A 21,736-nucleotide genomic window follows, 5' to 3' on the forward strand; every position below is an offset into this window, starting at 1 on the left:
CCTCCTTTTATAGCAGAGTAGACGTGTTTCACCTGAGGGAAGTTTCAATGAAAAATCAAAAAAAGTTTTCAGAAAACGGTATTTTATGTGGTAATATAGAGGTAATAAATAACAAATATGGAGGAATGCAATGTTCAAAATTAAGAGTGTTTTATTTGTAGGGGTATTAATTGCGGGGTTGGTCATTATGGCTAATTTCCTGACTGCTTACAGGCTGACGCCACTTGGTGCTGCAGAGCTGAATGAGCATATCAGTGAGGACTATGAGTTAATGGATGAGTACGAGATGGATGGCGTGACCGTTTTTCTATTCAAAAGTGACCTGAGAGAGGCTTATCGTGCCGTCATATCTGAAAAACAGGAATTTTTCTATTCAAGTATTTCCTCCACTTATGTCCCGTATGATGATCGGGAGTCCCCTATTTATACCATTGGTGGCATTAACTACAGAGGTGAGACCAAAGAATTTACCTATTTCACCTTCCAGTCCAGCGATGACCAGATTTCATACATAGAAGTCACTGAAGGGGAAGAAGTGAAAAAAGAAGAAGTGAAGCAGGGAGAACTGACTACGATTGTGCTCGATCAGGACATTCCTTTAAAAAGGCTGAATGCTGTGGCCTATGATGAGGACGGGAATGCGCTGTATAAGTATGGTTATTTAGATGGTCAGGCGCAGACAGCACGATCTTTAAAATGGCATCCGGCTGATCAGCTGGATTAAGTAAAATCACGTCCGGTTTACCTCAAAAGGGTAGCCGGTTTTTTGCTGTTAAAGGGTGGTTCAATATACTTCAACATGATTTAGTGCTACCATTAATTTGTAAATTTATTTTAAAGGTGGTACGCATCATGAGTTTGATTCGTCATGGAACACCGCTTTTTAGAAAAACGAGCTTTGCCTTTTTTGCAGCGGGATTTAATACGTTTGCGATTTTATATAGTACGCAGCCTTTGCTTCCTGTTTTTTCAGAGGAGTTTCAAGTATCACCGGCAGTTTCGAGTCTTTCTTTATCGATTACCACGATTACACTTGCGATCAGTCTGATTATTTTCGGGTCGTTGTCAGAGGTTTGGGGTAGGAAGCCGGTTATGAGCATCAGCATGGTGGCTTCTTCAATTCTGTGTATTCTTACAGCCTTCAGTCCGGATTTCACGACTTTGCTTGTTTTCCGTACGCTGCTTGGGATCACGCTTGCAGGGCTTCCCGCGATTGCGATGGCTTATCTCGGAGAAGAGATGGATGCCCGCAGCCTTGGTGTGGCCATGGGGCTATACATAAGTGGAAATGCAATTGGTGGCGTATTTGGACGGGTTTTTTCAGGCGTTGTGGCAGATTGGCTGAATTGGCAATTTGCCATGGCTGCCATCGGCGTTTTAGGTCTGATATCAGCTGTTATCTTTACTCTAAACCTTAGATCATCTGAACAGTTTGAGTCTGAAGCGATGCATGTTGGCACCCTGGTATCATCTATCATGAACCATCTGAAGGATCCGGGTCTGCGGTATTTATTTGGCATCGGCTTTATCATCATGGCAGGCAATGTAGCGATTTTTAATTATATGGGGTATGCCTTGACTGAGCCGCCATACGATCTGAGTCAGGCGCTGGTCAGCTGGCTGTTTATCGTTATGATCATCGGGATGTACAGCTCGATCTGGGCGGGCAGAAGAGTAGAGAAGTTTGGCCGGCAGAAAATGCTGTTGATCAGCCTGCTCATTTCATTTACAGGTCTGCTGATTTCTCTTGAAGGCTCCCTTTTGAGCAAGGTGCTGGCACTGACGCTTTATGCATTCGGATTTTTTGCCAGTCAAACAGTTGCGACAAGCTGGGTGAGTGCACGTGCGCTTCAACATAAATCACAGGCATCCTCTCTGTACCTGTTTCTTTACTATGTGGGTTCAAGCATAGGTGGGACACTGGGCGGCTTTTTCTGGTCAGGATTTGGCTGGATCGGCGTTGCCGGAATGATCGCTGTCTTTTTGATAATTGGATTTTGGTGTGTGAGAGGGCTTGTAAAGGTGGAGAGGGTTCGTGTTGTGGAGGTTGAGGCAGCATCGGCAAAAGAAAACAACCATTTCGGCAAATTATAAAAGGAGATCATGACAATCTTCTTGAAAAGTATAGAATCAGACAATTTAAGGTGGGACCATATGAATAGATCAGACACATTATCAATGAATAAATCAAGCTGGGAAAGAGAAGCGCCACGCTTTTTCGGCCGCGCAGCGTTGCCGGACTTTGGTCCGCTTGCGCCATCTGAAGATCGGCTTCAATTGTTTGGAGAAATAAGTGGTAAGAGGGTTTTAGATATTGGCTGCGGCAGTGGTCATTCTCTTAAGTATATGGCTGAAATGGGTGCAGAAGAATTATGGGGACTGGATTTGACATCTGCTCAGATAGAAGCGGCGAGACAAGTGCTTGAAAATCAACAGGTTCGTGTGTCATTGTTTGAATCCCCAATGGAGAAGAACCCCGGACTGCCGGCAGATTATTTCGATATTGTTTATTCCATTTACGCGCTTGGCTGGACGGTTGATTTAAAACAGACGCTTGACCACATTCACAGCTATTTAAAGCCTGGTGGGACTTTTATTTTCAGCTGGGAGCATCCGATGCACGATCGGATTTCTTATGAGAACGGGGCATTTCAAGTGAAAAAGTCGTATCAAGCTGAAGGACCTGAGCTCAATGAAGCGTGGAAAAATACGGTCGTGATTCACCATAGAAAACTAAGTACATATGTGAATACACTGATTGACGCGGGATTTATCGTTGAGAAAATCATTGATGATCCACTTCTGCCGGAGGAGTATCCAGATGATCATGAAAAGTGGTATTCCGTACAAAAGGCTGTGCTTGTACCGGCGACTTTTATTGTGAAAGTAACAAAGCCTGTTTAACATAAGTTGAGTTTGCCAAAAGGAGGAGCAATCATGATCAAATCATTTACCTGCGAGATGACGCAGCTGAAGCGTCAACGCAGAATCAGTGTTTATTTACCAGAGGATTATCAGGGGGGAGACCGTCACTATCCTGTTTTGTATATGCATGATGCACAGAACCTGTTCAGTGATGAAGAGTCGTTTTTCGGAACAAGCTGGGATGTGCAGGGGGCGCTCAAGAAGACGGGGCTTTCGCTGATTGTAGTAGGAATTGACTGTAATCCTGAAGGACATAAAAGAAGTGACGAGTATTCTCCGTGGGAAATGAAGGATGACATTAAGAAGGGGCTGGATATTGAGCTATCTTTAGAGGTCGGCGGTGAAGGCGCGGCGTATGCGGACTTCATTGTTCATGAACTGAAGCCGCTGATCGATGAAAAATACCGGACGATTCCGGACGAGACTGCCATGGCTGGAAGCTCGGCTGGCGGATTGATTTCTACCTATGCGATGTCCCGTTATCCGACCGTTTTTAGACGGGTGGCTGCGCTGTCGAATGCATATTGGTTTTGTCAGGCGAACATTGAAGCATTAGTAAGAGAAAGTGATCTATCTGCTGTAGAACGTTTTTACTTTGACACGGGCACAGATGAATGGACAGGTCAGTTTGGTCCTGACGTTTATGTAAAAGTGAATGAAAGCATGAGGAAGATCATTGAAGAAAAAGGCGTCCCGCATCAGTTTCAGCTGGTGGAGGGAGCGATTCATAACGAGGGTGCCTGGAAGAAGAGGTTGCCGGGGATTTTGGGGTATTTATATACCTGATGTTTCCGTAATGATTTTTACTTTATAATTAAGGTACATAAAGATCGTGCGAGGAGGCTCCAAAATGGCTGAATTTCATTATCGTGAGGAAGTGTTTTCCTGCCCTGTTCAGTTAAGCATGAATGTCATTATGGGAAAGTGGAAGGTGCTGGTGCTGTGGCATCTTATGGGGAAAAACCGCCGTTATGGTGAACTGAAAAGACTGATTGATGGCATTAGTCACAAGGTTCTGTCTGAAACACTGAAGTCGCTTGAGGAGGAAGCGTTTATTCTTCGAATTGACCATCATGAAAACCCGCCTCATGTTGAGTATGAGATGACTGAAAAAGGGAGAGAGCTTCAGGAAATTCTGGTTGCCCTCCAGCAGTGGGGGCTGAAGTATAAAACTGAAACTGTGTGAGGCTACTTACCTGAAAGTGCGTACTTGTCCTTCTTTTAAAAGGTGATACGATCGAGTTAACAGGATCCTGTCACTTTTTATGAGGAGGTTTTTTTAATGAAAACGATTTTGCTGGTTGTGTCTAATCCGGCTGTTTCAACGACAACGGGATGGCCGGTTGGATTTTGGCTGTCAGAGCTGACCCACCCTTATCATACGTTAAAAGAATCCGGATATGAGGTGACAATCGCAAGTCCGGAAGGTGGAAAAGTGGAGTGGGATGCACTCAGTAATCCAAGAGATGAGAGCGGGTATTCGAAGCATGATGAGCTGTCATTAAAGTATCTGGATGATCCGGCTTTTCTGGCCATGCTTGAACAAACACCTGCGATTAATGACCTTGATCTGTCAGGCTTTGACGGCATTATTGTAGCTGGTGGTCAGGCGCCGATGTTTACATTCAAAGAGGCTAAAAATCTTCAGGATGCATTTCTTTCCTTTTATACGGCTGGAAAGCCAAGTGCAGCATTGTGTCACGGCACTGCGCTGCTGCTTTATCTCAATGAGGATGGACGTCCTTTTGTACAGGACAAAAAAATGACCGGTTTTACAAATGAAGAGGAAGCTCTCGCAGATCAGGCTGCCGGCTTAAAAGTGATGCCGTTTAAAATAGAAGAAGAGGCCGTTATGCTTGGTGCAGACTTTCATAAAAAAGAACCATGGACTTCATTTGCAGTGAGGGATGGAAACCTGATTACAGGACAACAGCAGGAATCGGGCAAAGAAGTGGCGGAGCTTCTTGTTTCGTTCTTTCGTGAGGAGGGTGTGGCGTCATGAAGATCGGTATACTCGGAAAAGGGAATGTAGGAAAATCATTGTCAGAGCGGTTTCAAGCGGCTGGTCATGAAGTAGTATTCGGATCTAGAAACCCTGAAGAGGGAGATCTTTCGCAGCAGGATGCAGTGGATGTTTCAGAGGTTATCGTGCTCGCAGTTCCTTTTCAGGCTGCTCTTGGATTGATGGAAAAGCTTGAACGGCTTGAGGGGAAAATTGTGGTGGATGTCACGAATCCGATTAAACCTGACTTTTCAGGCGTAGACCATGCGGACGGGTTATCAGGAGCTGAACGACTTCAGCAAAAACAGCCTAAAGCACATGTAGTAAAAGCCTTTAATCAGACAGGGGCAGAAAATCTGCGAAACCCTGATGGCTCGATGATGTTTGTAGCCGGGAATCACACAGAAAGTCTTGAAGTGATCCATCAGCTTTCTGAGGATGCGGGATTTGATACACATACCCTGCATGGACTGTCACTCGCAAAAGAGCTAGAATCATTGGCCTGGTTATGGATTCATTATGCTGTCAAGGAACGCAAAAAGCGTGATTTTGTGTTCCAGTTCAAACGGTTATGAGCGAGTGGAGCCGTCCCAGGGTCAGTGAGACAACCGGTCACCGGCAGGCATCGTGGATTGAGCTTTTCTTTGATCTGGTTTTTATTGCGTCATTGGCTGAATCCATTCATTACGTGGAAGCCCATTTGCAGGATGGACTGATCGGAACGATTCACTGGTTTCTGATTATGTTTACAGCTCCGTGGATCGTCTGGAGAAGTGTCACTTTTTATTCGGATCGCTACGAGGAAAATACGTCCCGTCATCGCGTGCTCATTATTGTCTTAATGATTCCGATTGGCTTGTTTGCTTATTCGGTTCATGGTTTGACAGAAGGACACTTTGGCTGGTTCTGGATTGCCTTTCTTGCCTCAAGAATCTGGCTTTTAGTCATGTGGGGTACGGTCAATATGGAGCATGAAGCGCAACGGCAAACGTTGAAAATCCTGATATTCGGGCATGGTGCAGCGATGCTTTTGGTAAGCATAGGCTTCCTTACTGACTTTTTTATTTGGTTTGTCACGGCAGCTTTACTGATTGAGCTGTTTCAAACGCTGCTTACATTAAGATCCCATACAAAGCTGCCTGCCCTGACCCAAAATCATCTCCCTGAACGGTTCGGACTGTTTACGATGCTGATTCTAGGAGAAGGTGTGCTGGGTGTGATGTATGTGTTAAGTGGCAGCTCAGGGTTCTTTCTTCCGATTGCGTTGTTTCTGCTCATTGTTTTCTGTTACTGGATCTACTATGACCAGGTCATTTACCGCCTGTTTCAGCCAACTGCCTGGCACATTTACTGGTGGGGAATGTGGAATTGGGGGATTGCGATTTCCCTGCTGTTACTGCGTTCGTCTTTCGTCGGGTTAAAAGATGGCCAGCAGGATGCCCAGCTTTTATTCTTATGCGCGGTGCTGCTGTTTTTACTGACAACGGGAGGCACAGGGCTCGTTGGGAGAAAGGATGCGCTTGCCCGAAGGATGACGGTGCGGTTTATTCAGGCAAGAGTCATTCTTGGCCTTGGCTTAATCAGCGCTTTTTTATGGATCGACTCGGTATACGCACTGATCACGATCACACTTCTTGTCCTGCTCACAGTGCTTTTACAGGGGATGTATTATTGGGTGAAGCACTTAAAACGAGTGCAGGAAGTTTGAAAGTCCGGAATGATTTTCGGGCTTTTTTATTTGTCATGCCCGATCGTTTGTTATTACATAATCCGCACGCTATCAGGAAAAACTAACCTCATTCATTGACGAAAGGGGTATGAACATGCAAATCAACGCACAGGAAATACTTGAACGCTACAGACGGGGGATTAGTCTCGTGCATGAGGAGATGCCGTCTGCGATTCATGAGTACAACCAATTTACCGGAAAAGCTTTTGAGGACGGTGAGATCGACCGCGCTCACAAGCATTTAATCGCGCTTGCCATTGCCGTCACAGACGGAGACGAATCCAGCATGGTGTATCATATGGATCAATGTATTGAACACGACTGCTCAGATAAACAGATTCATGAAGCGATGATGGTGGCAGCTGCATATGGCGGCGGTTCATCTATGAGCCATGGTGTGACGATGGGGCTGGAGATGCTGAAGCAGCTTCGGCATTAATGATTACCTCTGACAATGGATGATGAGGTGTGTGGAATACTTGGGCGATTGTCAGTAGCTTTGCTTCAGCCCAGCGAATCCATGGAATACAAACCAGGTGATCACTACTGTCAGTCGGCAAAGCCAGTATGTCATCAGTAGCTTTATCTTTTAGCGGGTAAAGAATGATTTTAGTTGAGGCCGAAGTATTCTCTGTATAGTCAATTTGATCTTTCGATATGTATTTGTCTGTTATCACATACAGCTGCTTCTCAGTATAAAGAAATGGCGGGTGAATCAGGCAAAGTAACAGAAAACCGGATAAGATGATCATAACAGGTGCTTTAGACATTCAAATCGTTCCTTTCATTTTTTCTCAGTGTAACGAAAGAAAATGAATGAAAAGGAACGATTTTTCTTAATAATTTCTTAAATCAAGAAAAATAAACAAAACATCCGGACAAACGCTTCATTGCGCTTGTCCGGATGTTCATTTCTTTAGCAGTATGGTGACTTTGAATAAATCGCCGTCTACTGTAAGATCCATTCTTCCTTCATGCAGATCAATGATGGATTTTGAGATAGCAAGGCCGAGTCCGGAGCCTTCTGTATGTCTGGATTCATCCCCACGTTTAAAACGTTCAAACAATTCATCCAGATTATCACTCAGTTCAAACTTGGAAATGTTCTTAAATGTGAGCTTTATCTGATGATGATCTTCCTCTAATTGAATATAAGCACGTGTGTGATCCATAGAATATTTCAGGATGTTTCCAATCAGATTGTCAAAAACCCGCCACAGCTTCTGTCCGTCTACAAATGCCATCACTGGCGTATTTGGTTTCGACACGCGGATTTGGATTGAGGACTGCTGGACGGCATCATCATGCTCACCAAGTGCCTGTTCAAGCAGCTGATTTATATCTATCCTTGATTTAATGAGTTCGACACTGCCTGACGCCATTTTAGATACTTCAAACAAATCTTCTATCAGCATTTTAAGGCGCTTCGATTTCTGATCAATAATGTCTACATATTTACGCTGCTCTTCCTGGGGTAACTGTTGATCCTTCAGTAACTGAGTATACGTCATGATAGATGTCAAAGGTGTCCTGAGATCGTGACTGACGTTTGTAATGAGCTCTGTTTTTAAACGCTCACTTTTTGCCTGCTCCTGTCTGGAAACATGGACACCATCCTTCATTGTGTTGATATTTTGAGCGAGCTCGGCAAAAATGGATTTTCCTTTTACAGGAAGGTTCTGCTGAAGATTGCCCTGAGCGGCCTGTTCGGAAGCCGTCACGATCTGATTTAAGTAACCGATTCTTTTAAACATGAAAAGCATCAATAAGCAGGAGAGTATAAACAAAGGCAATAAAAAGATAAAAAATTGCGCTTCAATTAATACGCCAACAACAAATACACCTGAAGCCCCTACGGATAGGGCGAGAAACAAAAGTTGCCAAGCCAGGTGACGTCGAACGAAGGCTTCGCTTACAATCTTCCACAAGCGATAAGAAAGTGATGCTTTTACATCATGTTGCCAATTTGAAAAAGCCTTCAACCTCCGATATAGAAAAACAGATTGAAACAAGCTGAAGGAAAACGCAATAGTTCCATGCACAAAGTAATAGATAAAGCTTGAAGAATAAGTATTCACGTAGTTTATGTCCAATATGTTTGAAGACCGGAAATGGTCAAGACAAACACCCCATGAAATAAGAACAATGATCAATGCAGCATCCAGCGGGATCCGGTCATAAAAAGGCTGCCATTTTTCAGGTGACAATTGCCTTGTTAGCTTTGCATTGTTGAACCAAATGAAAACAATAGCCAGAGCCATCGCCGCACCGCCGGTAAAGATCCAGGAAAATGCAGAGAAGTATGGAATGGACCACAGTGATGACCATGCGTTGAACAGACCACCCGTGCCGTATGACAATAGTAACAGCCAAAAAATCATCGCTAATTTATCTCTCAATTTTGTATCCAATTCCCCACACCACCTTTAAATATCTTGGATTTTTCGGATCAATCTCAATCTTCTCCCGGATTTTTCTTATATGGACTGCCACTGTATTTTCAGCGTTATAGGACGGTTCCTTCCAGACACGTTCATAAATATCATTAATGGAGAAAACCCGTCCCGGATGCCTCATCATCAATTCGACAATCCGAAACTCGGTTGGCGTCAATTTGACAGTCTCACCATCTACGCTGACTTCTTTGGCTTCAGGGTCAAGTGCAAGACCATTCAGTTTAATCACATGTGTCTGGTCTTCAAAATGACCGAGGGTGACAAACCGTCTTAACTGAGATTTCACCCTTGCAATCAGTTCAAGCGGATTAAAAGGTTTTGTCACATAGTCGTCAGCCCCAATTTGCAGACCAAGTATTTTATCTGTATCCTCACTCTTCGCACTCAGCATAATGATCGGGATATTTTGTTCTTCCCTGATTTTAAACGTAGCTGTTATGCCATCCATATTAGGCATCATGACATCCAGTAAAATAAGATGTATTTTTTGTTTTTTTAACTGCTCCAGCGCTTCTAACCCATCCTGGGCTTTTATCACCTGTAATCCTTCGTTTTTTAAATATATTTCAATTCCGTCCCGTATTTCTTTATCATCATCAACAATTAATACTGTGTGTTTATTCATTCAAGATTCCCCCCTCACGAAGTATAGCATGTCATTTTCAGGTGTTGTTTGTAAGTATAAATACAATTTCTTAAATAATGGGAAGGGGAAATATGAAGAATTTCTTAAGAAGTTCAGGGTTTAGATTTTTTTAGTCCAACCATTACCGTAGTGACCGCCATGAACGCAAAAAAACCGACAACCTAAACGGGTATCGGATTTTTTGAATTCATGCACTGCCAACCATAAAAAAGGCAACAAAACTAAGCACGAGCACAAGGTTTCCCACTAGCCCTAATCCGCTGCAGATAATCCCCGATATCGCCAGTCCTTTACCTAGTCCGTTATGTTCAACAATTTGAGATAATGCCCTCACACCTAAGATTGCGCCGGCGATACCAAGGATCAGTCCGATGAGGGGGATCAGTAGAGAAAGAATCCCGAGTGTCAGCGAGACAATCGAGTTACTGTTCGTTTGTTTTACATCCATCTTTAATCAGCTCCTTACTTTACCCTACGATTTAAGCATCGATTTGTTTCAATCATTTAGTAATTGCGGACAATCCGTTTATAATAAAGCAAACAGGACACATTAATCCTGTATGTCAAACCGGAACGGGGAGAGACTATGACACAGCATTTTACGCATCAGGCAGGCTGGTCGCTTCAACACACTTACACAGCGCTGCCCGAGATTTTTTATTCGCACATTCAACCAAATAAGGTCAGCAGCCCTGACTATGTTTTAGTAAATGACAGGCTGGCAGAGGAGCTTGGGTTAAACCCTGAAGGCTTACGTTCGGACGAAAACTTGAATAGGCTGGCTGGCAATGTGGCTTCAGAACAGGCGATTGCACAGGCTTACGCCGGGCATCAGTTCGGCTATTTCAATATGCTTGGAGACGGCCGTGCTTTATTACTTGGAGAACAAAAGAAGCCGAATGGTCAAATCGTTGACATTCAATTAAAGGGTTCAGGACGTACCCCTTATTCCAGAGGTGGAGACGGCCGCGCTGCACTTGGTCCGATGCTTCGGGAATATATCATCAGCGAAGCCATGCATGGCCTTGGGATTTTAACGACGAGAAGTCTTGCCGTTGTGGCAACAGGAGAGCCCGTTTACCGTGAAACCGTGAAGCAGGGGGCGGTCCTGACACGCGTTGCAGCCAGCCATTTACGGGTAGGAACCTTCCAATTCGCCGCTAAATGGGGAGGCAAAGAAGCGCTTCAGTCATTATCTGATTATGCAATCGAAAGGCACTACGCTGAACTGAAATCAGAAGAAAACCCTTATTTTGCTTTTCTGATGGCCGTCATCAAACGTCAGGCGGCTCTGATCGCTAAATGGCAGCACGTAGGGTTTATTCATGGCGTCATGAATACAGATAATATGACCATCAGTGGTGAGACGATTGATTATGGACCATGCGCCTTTATGGATACGTACAATCCGGCAACGGTCTTCAGCTCCATTGACCGTGACGGCCGCTACGCCTATTATAATCAGCCGCATATCGGTGGCTGGAATCTGGCTCGCTTTGCTGAAAGCCTGATTCCACTTCTGCATGAAGATCAGGATGAGGCCATCAAACTAGCCCAGCAGGCCATCGAACAATATTCCGGCTTTTATCAGGAAAACTGGCTGAGCGGGATGCGGAGCAAGCTTGGATTGTTTAATGAAGAGCAAGAAGACCTTGCACTCGCAAACCGCTTACTGGAGCTCATGGAACAGCACAGAGCGGACTATACAAATACATTCCGCGCATTGACGCTGGAGGAGAACACAGGACTTGAATCAGATGAAGGTTTTAATGAATGGCTGCAGCAGTGGAATGCAAGACTCGATCGTCAGGAACAGTCACTTTCAGACGTCCAGAACTTAATGAAGTCCGCTAATCCATCCGTGATTCCACGTAATCACCTTGTGGAAGAAGCATTGGAAGCGGCCGAGTCAGGAGATCTATCTAAAGTGGAGAAGCTGCTTGAAGTAGTTACGAATCCTTATGAATACCGCGTTGAAGAACCTGCTTTTTGTCGTCCGGGTGATCCGGATCGCGGGTATCAGACTTATTGCGGGACATAAAGTGAATATGATTTTGAAGGCCGGAACCGGGTATGGTGCCGGCCTTGCTTTTTTTTTTGAAGAGATGAGGGAATGTGAGGTACTGCGGCGGATTCGTGAGTTTGTGGTGGTAGTTTGTGAGGTTCGGGGATGAGTTCGTGAGTTCAGCCACCACTTTCGTGAGTTCCAAAAAAAGTTCGTCAGTTTAGTGAAATTAGACCTATGCTCAAAACCTCTCCATTTGCCGCGAATCTGAATCGCAGAATCCACGAAGCCTGTTCCGCGTCAATCTTCCACTCGCATCCAGTTGTCGCATGTTATAATGGGAATAAAAGGAGATCAGATCTTATGCTGAACAAAACTTCATCAAAAAAGAAAAGAAATGATTCAGAAAGCTTGTCGGGGGATTTTAGAGCCTGGGCCATTGGTGAAGCCGTCATTCAGGTCATTCTTTTTGTTCCGCGACTTATTATTACATTTATAAGATTTCTACTGCCATAAAGAATAAGGGGGGTTCAGATGCATTATCAGGTCAAAAATAATGGTGACTATTCAGAAAAAATCGGGGAACTCGTATCAATGCTTGACATCACACGAGATGGAACATTAAAGGATCTTGAGGGTCTATCTGTGGAAGATCTGGACTTTCTTACAGATGAATCAGCAAATTCAATTGGTATGTTATTAGCTCACATGGCAGCGATAGAGTTTGTCCATCAGCTGATTACATTTGAAAACCGTGATTTTTCTGAGGAAGAATGGAAAGTGTGGGGAGCCGCGATAAGTTTGGGTGAGAAAGGCCGCTCAGAAATCAAGGGATTTCCGCTCTCTTATTATCTGCAAAAACTCAAAGAAGTCCGCGAATACACACTGTCACAATTGAAAACGAAAACAGATGAGTGGCTATACACAGAAGGTCTGTGGCCAAACGGAGTGAAAGTGAACCATTATTATTTCTGGTACCACGTCATGGAGGACGAAATCGGCCACCGCGGACAAATCCGTCTGATTAAGAAGCAGTTGAGATCTAAAAGTAAAATTTAATTACACAAGTACATAAACAGATGAAAAGGTTTCAGAGAATGTCAGTTCCGGTCACACATTCGTGAGGTTAGCGCGAGAGTTCGTAAGCTTCCAGCATGAGTTTGTGAGTTGTCCATCCACTTTTGTGAGTTCCTGAAGAAGTTCGTGAGTTCAGTGATATTTGACCTATCCCGCAACTTCTTGATTTGCCGCGAATCAGCTTTTTCATGTTAACGAGTCTGATTCCGCGTCACTTCATTCTTATTTTATACATAATCAAACAGGTCTTCTCCACGATAAAAAAATTAATCCCACTACTCACATATTACCATGCAAGACCTGAAACTCAGTCTAAGAAGGAGTCTTCCAATGCACCCAAAATCCAGAGGCTGTTTTACCATTGTTCAAAATGAAAAAGAGGAAGTATTGCTGGTTAAAAGAAAGGACTACCCTCTCTGGGACCTTCCAGGAGGTGTGCTGGATGATGCAGAAACGCTGAGCCGGTGTGCTGAAAGAGAGATCCGGGAAGAAAGCGGATATATTGTTTCCATTCAAAAGCAAATCGCCCAATATGAGATTGATGGAAGAGATGTTCAATACATATTTTCGGGTGTCCTTGAAGGGGGCACACCGATACAGGATGGCCCTGAAACTGCGGAGGTCAGGTGGTTTCCTTTGAATAGACTGCCATACTTCATGATCCCCCATAGAAAAAAACAGATCAAATCCTATCTGAAAGTCCCCTGAAGCATTTATCCAACATTCGCTACAGGATCCATGGTATATCAAAATAGCGAAATCTAATAGAAAAAAGGGTTAACGCTACCTTAACGAGAAAAGAGTATAGAGGAGTTGAGGGTCATCTATGGGTTATGAACAAGCATTTCAGGAATATATAAACGCGACAAATACGCACGACTTTAACAATGTAAGGAAGCACCTGCACGACGATGCTTTATACTGGTTCACCAATAAAACCTGCGTTACCCCGTCTGAAATTCAGGCTTACTTTGAAACGACTTGGGAAGTCATCCGTGATGAAGAATATTGGGCAACGGACATCCGATGGCTGCATGCTGATGAGCAATCTGCGACTTGTGTGTATGCCTATCACTACCGGGGTATTTATGATGGAAAACCGGTCTCGGGGAGCGGACGCGCAACGAATGTGTTTAAAGTAGATGATGACGGAGATTGGAAGCTGATTCATGAGCATTTGAGCAGTATAAAATAATAAGGTTGGGGTGATCAAATGGACAGCATTATTTTTGATCTGGATGGAACGCTATGGGATCCGAGAAAAACGGTGTTAACCTCCTGGAATCAGGCGATCAGTCAAAGTTCGCTGACTGATAAGACCTTGACTGAGGAAGATTTAACGAAAACAATGGGCCTGCAAATGCACGAAATTGCGCAGGTGTTTTTTCCGGAGCTTGATGAAAAAAAGCAAATGGAGATCATGGATTACTGCACAGAAATTGAAATTCCCTACGTGGCGCAGCATGGAGGAGAGCTGTACCCTGATCTGGAGGAAACGCTTAAAAAACTCTCTGAAAAATATCAATTGTTTATCGTCAGCAACTGCCAGGACGGGTATATCGAGGCTTTTTATGAATACCACAAGCTTGATCACTATTTTCAGGACTACGAAAATCCTGGGAGAACGGGTTTGACAAAAGGGGAAAACATTAAGCTGGTGATGGAACGAAACAATCTGAAGTCGCCGGTTTATGTTGGTGATACGCAGGGAGACCGCAACGCTGCCCGCCATGCAGGAGTTCCGTTTGTATTTGCAAAATACGGATTTGGCGAAGTGGATGATTTTCATTACGAGATTGACGGGTTGAAAGAATTGCCGGAGTTGTTTAAGTGATAAAGGGATGGTTTTTCATTGCAGGGGGAGTGTTCATCCTTCTGCTTGTTTTTTATGGCATTTATGATTCCTTTTTTAAAGTTCATACAGGACCGGTTGGGGCTGGAGAGGTACCGGTTAGTACCTATATGTCGCTTAGTGTGGCTTTTTTATCGGCGATACTTTGTCTCTTAAGAGGTCGTTATGAGATCAAGAAGCGTGGAGCAGAGGAGGCTAATTCAAATGATGGTTAATAAGGAAAAGGGCCCTATTAAGATTTCCACAGAAAGACTCTGCTTAAAGACTGGGATTCAGCCTCAAATGGCGCTGGACTATTACGTAAGAAATCGAAAATTCCTGTCAAAATGGGAATCGGAAAGGGAAGAAGCGTTTTTTACACTTGAAATGCAACGCACCATATTAGAAAATGATCAATCAGCCATGTTGAACGGTCAATCATATCGTTTCTGGATCTTTGAACATGGTGAACCTGATCGCGTAATTGGTTGTGTTTCGGTTCAAAATATTCTTCGCAGCATTATGCAATCCTGTATTCTCGGCTATAAGCTGGATCACTCGATGGTTGGAAAAGGCTATATCACAGAAGCCTTGCGTGGTGTCATTACTTTTGTGTTTTCAGAGCTTGCACTACACAGAATTGAAGCACCTATTATGCCTTCCAACAAACCTTCAATCCGGGTTATCGAAAAGCTGGGTTTTCGTTATGAAGGGACAACACAGAAGATGATGAAGGTGAATGGCGTCTGGGAGGATCACGAAAGGTGGTCTCTTTTAAACACAGCAGATGAATTGTTGTAGAAATGGAAAGCTCATGATGAATATGGGAACAAAAATCACAGCAGAAGCCATCTATCACCGGCTTCTGCTGTTTTGTGTACCGCTATATTTAATGATTAATGTCCGAGTCTGAAAAGTTCAACCTTCTTGTTTTCAGGACTGTCCGGTTCATACGTTTGAACATAAAATTGCTGAGAATCTTCCGTCCAGTATCCGCTGTAGGAAATGACAGCATATAATTCAGCATGTTCCATCACCAGAGAAGTGTGGGTCAACTGAAGACCCTCAAGTCGACCGACATACACATTCTGAAAGAACTCACTTCCCATCTGGATGGATGTATTAAATAAAAGATACTGACCGTCAGGAGAGAGATTAAAGGATGGTGTCCAGATTCCTTCCTCCGTTTTTCCTCCGGAAACGAGCATTTCTATTTCGTTCGTTTGAAGATCCTTGATGAATATACCTGATTGACCATCCATCATGCCGCTGAATATGAATTTCTGATCTATCAACACGTACTCTTCGGTTGGATGAAGTTGATCCAGCTCAAGTAAAAGCTCCGGATATCCACCCTTGGCCAATCGATAAATACCATAAGCCCCATCTTTCAGTTTTCCAGATAACAAAAGACCGGACTCGCTGACCTGAAAGTTTTGAGGGTGAATGGAGTCCGCTATGAACCTTGAATCCATTATCCATTCGCTGGTTTCCATCGAAGCAGTATCAATGACTTCAATTGCTCCGTCCGTGTAATAGCTTTCAGGATTGATGATAAAATGACTTTCTCCCCCTGAAAAGTAAGGCTGGTCAATTAATCCTTCCTCACCAAGCGTTCCGATCAGCGTATCCTCACCTGACTCCAGATCAGCCAGAAATAAAAGCTCATCTTCTATCGTCAGCGCCATTTTTCCGTCCTTTGATATATCGATAAAAGGCTTGTCGGAGACCTCGGTATGGTTTCCTGTTTCTGTGTCAACACGGATCATTTTGTTACCATCAGAAAAGAAACTTGAAGCACCATGAAAGCCATAAAATTCCTCAGAGAAAAATGCTATGTCGAAGGTCTGTTCATGCGTAAAAGCAAGCGTTTGATCCGCCAGCATACTTTCTGTTTTGATGTCCTCTTGTACAGTGACAGTTTCCTGCGCAGCAGAGCTCATGACGCATCCTGCTGTTAACAGGCTGGTGAACACAAGTGCGATAGAAAGACTCTTTGGTTTGTTCATTTGATATCCTCCTCAAAAGTAAGTTCTTCTATAGAGTAAGGGAAGGATTTTTCCAACCTTTACGCACTTGTTTCCAGTTTGTTTCCGGCCGGGAAAATCATTTTGACTTGAACGGTCTGATCTTGCTGCTCCATTGTAATCGTGCCATGATTGGACTCTACAAGCTGCTTTGTAATGAATAAACCTAAGCCATGACTGTCCTTGGAAGACCGGAGAACGAATGGTTCAAACAGCTGACTTTTTATTTCCGCAGTCAGGCGGGGTGCATGGTTGGATACAGTGATTTCGTGAGACACATGAATATCAATGGCGTGTCCCGGTGTACCATGCTTAATCGCATTATCAAGCACATTCATCATGATCTGTTTCATCTCATTTCTGTTTGCTGAAAGGATCGTGGGTTCACCTGACAGCTTGAACGTCATCCCGTATTTGCCCGCCTTCAGTTCGAGATCTTCAAGGATGTATTGTGTAAAAGAATACATGTCGACTTCTTCGGTGCTGCGCGGACCCGTTTCGGCTGTCGAAAGGGACAATAGCCGGCTAACCATCTCGTTCAGGCGCTGGCTTTCCAGATGAATCCGACTGGCGGCCTTTTGCAGAAAAGCCTGATCGTCAAAGGATTCAGCACCAATAATCTGAGCGTAGCCTGAAATGGTGGTGAGCGGCGTCTTTAATTCGTGTGTGACGTGCTGGAAAAAGACTGTGCGCTTTTCTTCGGCGGTAAGTACACGTTGTTTTTCAATTTCAAGTTCCTGGATATAGTGCGTGATGTTTTGTTGCATGTGCTGAAATTGAATGGATAGCTCGTTCAGTTCATCTGACGTTCTGACAGTTGGGATGGTTTGAAAATCTCTTTGTGCGATTCTTTTGGCTGCTGCTGTCAGCGTATGTAACGGCTTGATCAGCTGATTCGTAAAGATCATAAGGAATACAAGGATCGCTGAGAATATGATGCCTGTGATCAGTGTCAAACGCTCCAGTAAAGCTTTATTTTGAGCGTAAATCGCTGTGTAGTCTGACGTAAATCTCACTACGCCATAAAAGTCACCATTCACATAAAATGGGTAAGCGAAATAAAGAATGGTTCCGTCATTTACCGGCGTCAGGGTGTAGGCGGCTTTATCGTCAAATGCCTGAAGCAGCTCTGCATGCTCCGTTTCTGACAGATCGACATGGAATTCCTGATGGTCAATCAGGAGTGACTCCTGTAATGGCATCGCTTCATACAAAAAGGTCCCGTCAGCATGGTAAAGAGAGACGGCCATGCTGTTGATTTTGCTTAATTCATTGGCAATAGGCCTGCTGTATTCATTAAACATACCAAGGTCCGCCCCTTGAAGCTCGGCAAACTGGAGCAGGTATTGGCGGGAAGTGTTTTGCAGGGTCTGCATTTCAGTCGTAATGCGCTCATGAACGTGCTCCTCCAGCATTTTTTCGATAACGGAATAAGCGAAAAGAGCGGCTGCTAAAAAAATCAGTGAGAAACCAATAAAAAACTTTTTTCTGATCGTCCACTTCATCTGTGATGCCTGCGCATTCTGTATCCCGCTCCAAAAACAGTTTCAATTAAAGCAGGATGGAGCTTTTGTCTGATTCGCTGCACATGGACATCAACCGTTCTGTCCCCGCCGCTGTAATCAAAAGACCATACATGATCAAGAATCTCCTCTCTGGAAAATACGCGGTTTGGATGCTGGGCAAATAATAATAAGAGCTCAAACTCCTTTGGCTTAAGTGCCACGGTCTCATTCTTTTTTAGAACAGTGTGAGCTGAAGGGTTCATGATGATATCATGATCAAGCGGTATGTATTGATAAGTCGCATCTTGTTTTTGCCTGCGTAAAAGGGCTTTTACACGGGCCAGCACCTCTCTGATGTCAAAAGGCTTTGTCAGGTAATCATCAGCCCCAAGTTCCAGGCCGAGCACTTTATCCACAATATCCCCGCGTGCCGTCAGCATCAAAATAGGCAGGCTGGTTGATGCGGTAATCTCCTTACACAATTCAAATCCGGTCGTATCCGGAAGCATCACATCCAGAATCACGAGATCAAAGCGGGTTCCCTGAAGCAGCCTGCGCGCCTCGTGTCCTGTGGCAGCCCCTTTTACTGCATAGCCTTCCTGCCTGAGAGAATAAGATAATATATCGAAAATGGCTTCTTCATCTTCTACAATTAAAATCGATTTGTTCATATAGACACCGTCCTTGAAAATCATTCTTCTATTATTTTACTGGAAAATTGTATCGAATTTGTTTCCAACTTTAAAAAGATCTTCAGAACACGAAGTTTTGCAGGATAACAGTCATTTGGAAGCGAAATACAAATGAGGACATTGAATAGACAGGGGAATAAAACATGGAACTCATTTTCTACACAGAGAAGGAAACATCATTGATTGAGCAATATCAGCTTTCAGAGGAGCAATTGAATTTCACAGGAGCTCCGCAGAACAGCATCAAGTTAGCTGAGGAGGATGATCAGCGGCGGTGCATTTTGCTGATGGATGAAGGGAAGCTTGTATCGTATTTTGTTCTACATGAAAAAGATGGAGCGGCTCCTTATTCTGATAATCCCAAGGCGATTTTAATGCGGACATTCTCAACAGATGTCAGGTATCTGGGGAAAGGCTATGGGAAGGCTGCCATCAAGCTGCTTCCGGACTTTGTACGAAAGCACTATCCGCATGTGAATGAAATCGTATTAGCTGTAAATATGGGCAATTTAGTAGCCCAGTCACTTTATGAAAAAAATGGCTACATTGATCACGGACGCCGGAAGATGGGACGTAAGGGAGAAATGAAAATATTGAGTCTGATGCTTGGGCAGAAAGCGGGTGTGCGATGAGTGGTGTATTGAAGGAATTTAAGGTGCCAATCGGTTTTCTAGTGCTGGGTATTGTGTTTTTACTGATTGGTTTTAATGGACAATGGTTGGCCGTTAATTTTTCGAGGCCCGGAAACGTCGGCTACTGGGAAACGAGTCAGGAAATGATTAATGGATTTACGTATTTCCCTGTAATTGTTGGTGTTGTCATGCTGCTGTTGTTTGTCAGTACGTTTTCGATTGTGTATGCACAGTCGTTTAAGAAAACGGTATAAGGAGGTCGTGGGAAATGGGGGTTTTTTTCGAAAATAGTGAGACGAAGTCTTCTAAACGAGTGACGACGATTCAGATCACCTTAATCGTGATCAGTTTGTTTTTTTTATTACTAGGATTGTTTACAGATGCCGGCGATCCTGCTTTGGCAGTCGGGTTTGTCCTTGCGGTGGTTCACAGTCTTATAGAGGTTGTTGAAGGGATCAGACATAAAGAAGGTAAGAAATACTGGTTCAATATTGTATTCTCTATCGTATTTCTTATCTTTGCCTATCAGGCTATCTTTGGTTGAGAAGGAGTGAAAATATGACTTCTATTGGAAAAGTAACCACAATCATGCGTCATCCGGTTAAGTCCTTGCGCGGTGAAGAGGTAGCGGAGACAAGGATCATGAGCTACGGACTGTATGGAGATCGCAGTCATGCACTGATAGATGGGGAGCGCTTTTACACCGCTACACAAAATAAGAAACTGCTCGGCTATCATGCAGCGTTTGATGGTGAGGAGCAGGACGTGAAATATCCACCTGTTAAGATTTACGGCCCGGAAGGACAGACATTTTACTGGCATGAAAAAGCCTGCCTATCAACGTTTGAAGAGCTGGCTGGAAAGCCTTTAACACAGCAATCCTACACGCCGGAGCACGTTCCTTTTGGTGCCATTGAGGAAGAGCATCTGCTGATCGTCAATGCAGCTTCCATTGAGCATCTTGAAAAAACACTTGGAAAAGAGATCGACTGGAGAAGATTTCGTCCGAATCTGGTCGTGAACCTCTTGGGTGGCGGGCCGTTTTCAGAGGAAAAACTGATCGGAAGAAAGATTTCTTTGGGAGAAGCGGAAATCGAAATCGTCCGCCCGTGCGAACGCTGCAGCATCATCAATATTGATCCGGAAACGTTAGACATAAACCCTGCTGTCCTAAAAACCGTTTACCAGCAGCACGAAAACTGCTTTGGCATGTATGCGAAAGTGTTGAAGGCTGGTTTGGTGAGGGTTGGGGATGATTTACTTACTAATTAAATATATTCGGTTCTTTTATATCGTATTATAAGATATAATCATATTATACGATATAAAAGAGGTGTGCCGAATGAAAGACGTAATGCAATTAAATGAATGCTGGACAGATCTTTATTTCATGCTTCACTATCAGCATGAAGAAAAGATTTCCCACCAGGCAGTCCGTATTATGCAGCTGCTTGAAAAGTCTGATGAGATTGGGATTAAGGAGATAGCTGCTTTTCTAGGAGTTTCTCACAATACGGGATCAGAGCATGTGAAACGCCTGATTGATAAAAAATATATAGAAAAATTCAGAAGTAAGCAGGATGAAAGAAGAGTCGTGCTAGCACTGACGGAAGAGGGAAGGTTTGTCCTGCACCGGAATACCAGTCTGGATGAAGATAAGCTTAAGATACTTTTAGAGTCATTATCTGAAAAAGAGCGGAAATCGGTCTTAGGTGCATTTGCTCTTTTGAGTGACAAGGCGAAGTCATGTTTTTAGTCGTTAAAATAATCGTGTCGGCTGTCATCATTGCTGTGGTGACGGAGATCGCACGGCGTTTCCCGACCTATGGAGGGATCATTGCTGCTCTGCCGCTCGTCAGCTTACTTAGTATTTTCTGGCTGTATGTGCAGGGAACCGAGAAAGCAGAGCTCAGTAAATTTGCGCTTGGCGTTTTGTGGGGCTTTCCGGCAACAGCCGTTTTGCTGCTAATTGTATTTCTGTCCTTAAAATATTCGCTGAACCTCTTTGTAGGACTCGGTCTTGGAGTAAGCGGCTGGATGATCTTTCTGGTGTTACAGGAGAAGATTGTCCGGGGATGGATTTAAAATTATGTGTGATGAGAAAAAGCTCCGGCGATGCCGGAGCTTTTTCAAAGGTTATTAAATTTAAAAACGTGACAGGTCATTCTTCAGATTTTAGATTAGCGTAACTGTTTTTATGTCGCTAGCA

Annotated in this window: 29 protein-coding genes; 22 read left to right on the forward strand and 7 right to left on the reverse strand. The window is 43.9% G+C overall.

Annotation, left to right across the window (positions count from 1 at the left end):
• Positions 1–130: 130 nt before the first annotated feature.
• The 9 genes from H7968_RS10290 to H7968_RS10330 all read left to right on the forward strand — a co-directional run bounded on the left by H7968_RS10290 (position 131) and on the right by H7968_RS10330 (position 7,095).
• Positions 131–724 (forward strand): hypothetical protein, encoded by a 594-nt coding sequence (locus H7968_RS10290; protein WP_227396068.1) that lies wholly within the window; start codon positions 131–133, stop codon positions 722–724.
• 128 nt (positions 725–852) lie between these two features.
• Positions 853–2,094 carry an MFS transporter gene (locus tag H7968_RS10295; protein ID WP_227396069.1) on the forward strand — a complete coding sequence of 414 codons (1,242 nt, stop codon included), beginning with the start codon at positions 853–855 and terminating at the stop codon, positions 2,092–2,094.
• Positions 2,095–2,154: 60 nt separating this feature from the next.
• Positions 2,155–2,904: a class I SAM-dependent methyltransferase gene (locus H7968_RS10300; RefSeq protein WP_227396070.1), complete on the forward strand. Its 750-nt coding sequence runs from the start codon at positions 2,155–2,157 to the stop codon at positions 2,902–2,904.
• 33 nt (positions 2,905–2,937) lie between these two features.
• The gene (locus tag H7968_RS10305; RefSeq protein WP_227396071.1) at positions 2,938–3,711 is read left to right on the forward strand and encodes an alpha/beta hydrolase; all 774 of its coding nucleotides are present in this window, start codon (positions 2,938–2,940) and stop codon (positions 3,709–3,711) included.
• A gap of 64 nt (positions 3,712–3,775) precedes the next feature.
• The gene (locus tag H7968_RS10310) at positions 3,776–4,111 is read left to right on the forward strand and encodes a winged helix-turn-helix transcriptional regulator (RefSeq protein ID WP_227396072.1); all 336 of its coding nucleotides are present in this window, start codon (positions 3,776–3,778) and stop codon (positions 4,109–4,111) included.
• A gap of 96 nt (positions 4,112–4,207) precedes the next feature.
• Positions 4,208–4,927, forward strand: coding sequence for a type 1 glutamine amidotransferase domain-containing protein (locus H7968_RS10315; protein WP_227396073.1), 720 nt, complete (start codon positions 4,208–4,210; stop codon positions 4,925–4,927).
• A complete protein-coding gene (locus tag H7968_RS10320; RefSeq protein WP_227396074.1) occupies positions 4,924–5,502 on the forward strand; it encodes an NADPH-dependent F420 reductase in 579 nt (192 codons plus the stop codon). The genes H7968_RS10315 and H7968_RS10320 overlap by 4 nt, the downstream gene beginning before the upstream one ends.
• On the forward strand, positions 5,499–6,635 hold the full coding sequence (locus H7968_RS10325; RefSeq protein WP_227396075.1) for a low temperature requirement protein A: 1,137 nt from the start codon (positions 5,499–5,501) through the stop codon (positions 6,633–6,635). Before H7968_RS10320 ends, H7968_RS10325 begins: the two co-directional genes overlap by 4 nt.
• A 115-nt stretch (positions 6,636–6,750) precedes the next feature.
• Complete coding sequence (locus H7968_RS10330; protein ID WP_166805891.1) at positions 6,751–7,095, forward strand: carboxymuconolactone decarboxylase family protein; 345 nt, start codon at positions 6,751–6,753, stop codon at positions 7,093–7,095.
• Here the strand turns inward: H7968_RS10330 and H7968_RS10335 are convergent.
• From H7968_RS10335 to H7968_RS10350, 4 genes are all read right to left on the reverse strand, one after another.
• Complete coding sequence (locus H7968_RS10335; protein WP_227396076.1) at positions 7,040–7,426, reverse strand: hypothetical protein; 387 nt, start codon at positions 7,424–7,426, stop codon at positions 7,040–7,042. The genes H7968_RS10330 and H7968_RS10335 overlap by 56 nt on opposite strands.
• 138 nt (positions 7,427–7,564) lie before the next feature.
• Positions 7,565–9,067 (reverse strand): HAMP domain-containing sensor histidine kinase, encoded by a 1,503-nt coding sequence (locus H7968_RS10340; protein ID WP_227396077.1) that lies wholly within the window; start codon positions 9,065–9,067, stop codon positions 7,565–7,567.
• Positions 9,045–9,737: a response regulator transcription factor gene (locus H7968_RS10345; RefSeq protein WP_227396078.1), complete on the reverse strand. Its 693-nt coding sequence runs from the start codon at positions 9,735–9,737 to the stop codon at positions 9,045–9,047. The genes H7968_RS10340 and H7968_RS10345 overlap by 23 nt, the downstream gene beginning before the upstream one ends.
• Positions 9,738–9,945: 208 nt before the next feature.
• Positions 9,946–10,206, reverse strand: coding sequence for a DUF4190 domain-containing protein (locus H7968_RS10350; protein WP_227396079.1), 261 nt, complete (start codon positions 10,204–10,206; stop codon positions 9,946–9,948).
• Between the two features lie 138 nt (positions 10,207–10,344).
• Between H7968_RS10350 and H7968_RS10355 the strand changes: the two genes are divergently transcribed.
• The 7 genes from H7968_RS10355 to H7968_RS10385 all read left to right on the forward strand — a co-directional run bounded on the left by H7968_RS10355 (position 10,345) and on the right by H7968_RS10385 (position 15,472).
• A complete protein-coding gene (locus H7968_RS10355; protein ID WP_227396080.1) occupies positions 10,345–11,799 on the forward strand; it encodes a protein adenylyltransferase SelO in 1,455 nt (484 codons plus the stop codon).
• A 498-nt stretch (positions 11,800–12,297) separates the two neighbouring features.
• Positions 12,298–12,822, forward strand: coding sequence for a DinB family protein (locus H7968_RS10360; protein ID WP_227396081.1), 525 nt, complete (start codon positions 12,298–12,300; stop codon positions 12,820–12,822).
• Between the two features lie 348 nt (positions 12,823–13,170).
• On the forward strand, positions 13,171–13,548 hold the full coding sequence (locus H7968_RS10365; RefSeq protein WP_227396082.1) for an NUDIX hydrolase: 378 nt from the start codon (positions 13,171–13,173) through the stop codon (positions 13,546–13,548).
• A 118-nt stretch (positions 13,549–13,666) separates the two neighbouring features.
• Positions 13,667–14,035, forward strand: coding sequence for a YybH family protein (locus H7968_RS10370; RefSeq protein ID WP_227396083.1), 369 nt, complete (start codon positions 13,667–13,669; stop codon positions 14,033–14,035).
• An 18-nt stretch (positions 14,036–14,053) separates the two neighbouring features.
• The gene (locus tag H7968_RS10375) at positions 14,054–14,674 is read left to right on the forward strand and encodes an HAD family hydrolase (protein ID WP_227396084.1); all 621 of its coding nucleotides are present in this window, start codon (positions 14,054–14,056) and stop codon (positions 14,672–14,674) included.
• Positions 14,671–14,907, forward strand: a complete 237-nt coding sequence (locus H7968_RS10380) for a hypothetical protein (protein WP_227396085.1) — start codon at positions 14,671–14,673, stop codon at positions 14,905–14,907. Before H7968_RS10375 ends, H7968_RS10380 begins: the two co-directional genes overlap by 4 nt.
• Positions 14,908–14,974: 67 nt before the next feature.
• Entirely contained in the window at positions 14,975–15,472 is a 498-nt protein-coding gene (locus H7968_RS10385) for a GNAT family N-acetyltransferase (protein ID WP_406566411.1), read from the forward strand.
• A gap of 95 nt (positions 15,473–15,567) precedes the next feature.
• Here H7968_RS10385 and H7968_RS10390 read toward each other — a convergent pair whose 3' ends face one another.
• Genes H7968_RS10390 through H7968_RS10400 form a run of 3 tightly spaced genes read right to left on the reverse strand, consistent with a single transcriptional unit; the run spans position 15,568 to position 18,874 of the window.
• Positions 15,568–16,680 (reverse strand): TolB-like translocation protein, encoded by a 1,113-nt coding sequence (locus H7968_RS10390; RefSeq protein ID WP_227396087.1) that lies wholly within the window; start codon positions 16,678–16,680, stop codon positions 15,568–15,570.
• A gap of 59 nt (positions 16,681–16,739) precedes the next feature.
• Positions 16,740–18,203: a sensor histidine kinase gene (locus H7968_RS10395; protein WP_227396088.1), complete on the reverse strand. Its 1,464-nt coding sequence runs from the start codon at positions 18,201–18,203 to the stop codon at positions 16,740–16,742.
• The gene (locus tag H7968_RS10400) at positions 18,200–18,874 is read right to left on the reverse strand and encodes a response regulator transcription factor (RefSeq protein ID WP_227396089.1); all 675 of its coding nucleotides are present in this window, start codon (positions 18,872–18,874) and stop codon (positions 18,200–18,202) included. The genes H7968_RS10395 and H7968_RS10400 overlap by 4 nt, the downstream gene beginning before the upstream one ends.
• A gap of 164 nt (positions 18,875–19,038) precedes the next feature.
• On the opposite strand from H7968_RS10400, the gene H7968_RS10405 reads away from it, so the two are divergent.
• From H7968_RS10405 to H7968_RS10430, 6 genes are all read left to right on the forward strand, one after another.
• Positions 19,039–19,527 (forward strand): GNAT family N-acetyltransferase, encoded by a 489-nt coding sequence (locus H7968_RS10405; RefSeq protein ID WP_227396090.1) that lies wholly within the window; start codon positions 19,039–19,041, stop codon positions 19,525–19,527.
• On the forward strand, positions 19,524–19,781 hold the full coding sequence (locus H7968_RS10410) for a hypothetical protein (protein WP_227396091.1): 258 nt from the start codon (positions 19,524–19,526) through the stop codon (positions 19,779–19,781). Before H7968_RS10405 ends, H7968_RS10410 begins: the two co-directional genes overlap by 4 nt.
• 14 nt (positions 19,782–19,795) lie before the next feature.
• Complete coding sequence (locus tag H7968_RS10415; RefSeq protein ID WP_227396092.1) at positions 19,796–20,071, forward strand: hypothetical protein; 276 nt, start codon at positions 19,796–19,798, stop codon at positions 20,069–20,071.
• A 14-nt stretch (positions 20,072–20,085) separates the two neighbouring features.
• Complete coding sequence (locus tag H7968_RS10420; protein ID WP_227396093.1) at positions 20,086–20,799, forward strand: MOSC domain-containing protein; 714 nt, start codon at positions 20,086–20,088, stop codon at positions 20,797–20,799.
• A 70-nt stretch (positions 20,800–20,869) separates the two neighbouring features.
• Positions 20,870–21,283, forward strand: coding sequence for a MarR family winged helix-turn-helix transcriptional regulator (locus H7968_RS10425; RefSeq protein WP_227396094.1), 414 nt, complete (start codon positions 20,870–20,872; stop codon positions 21,281–21,283).
• Positions 21,274–21,612: a DUF3147 family protein gene (locus tag H7968_RS10430; RefSeq protein ID WP_227396095.1), complete on the forward strand. Its 339-nt coding sequence runs from the start codon at positions 21,274–21,276 to the stop codon at positions 21,610–21,612. The genes H7968_RS10425 and H7968_RS10430 overlap by 10 nt, the downstream gene beginning before the upstream one ends.
• The last annotated feature ends 124 nt before the right edge of the window (positions 21,613–21,736 follow it).

The sequence above is a fragment of the Jeotgalibacillus aurantiacus genome (genome assembly GCF_020595125.1).
GTDB lineage: Bacteria > Bacillota > Bacilli > Bacillales > Jeotgalibacillaceae > Jeotgalibacillus > Jeotgalibacillus aurantiacus.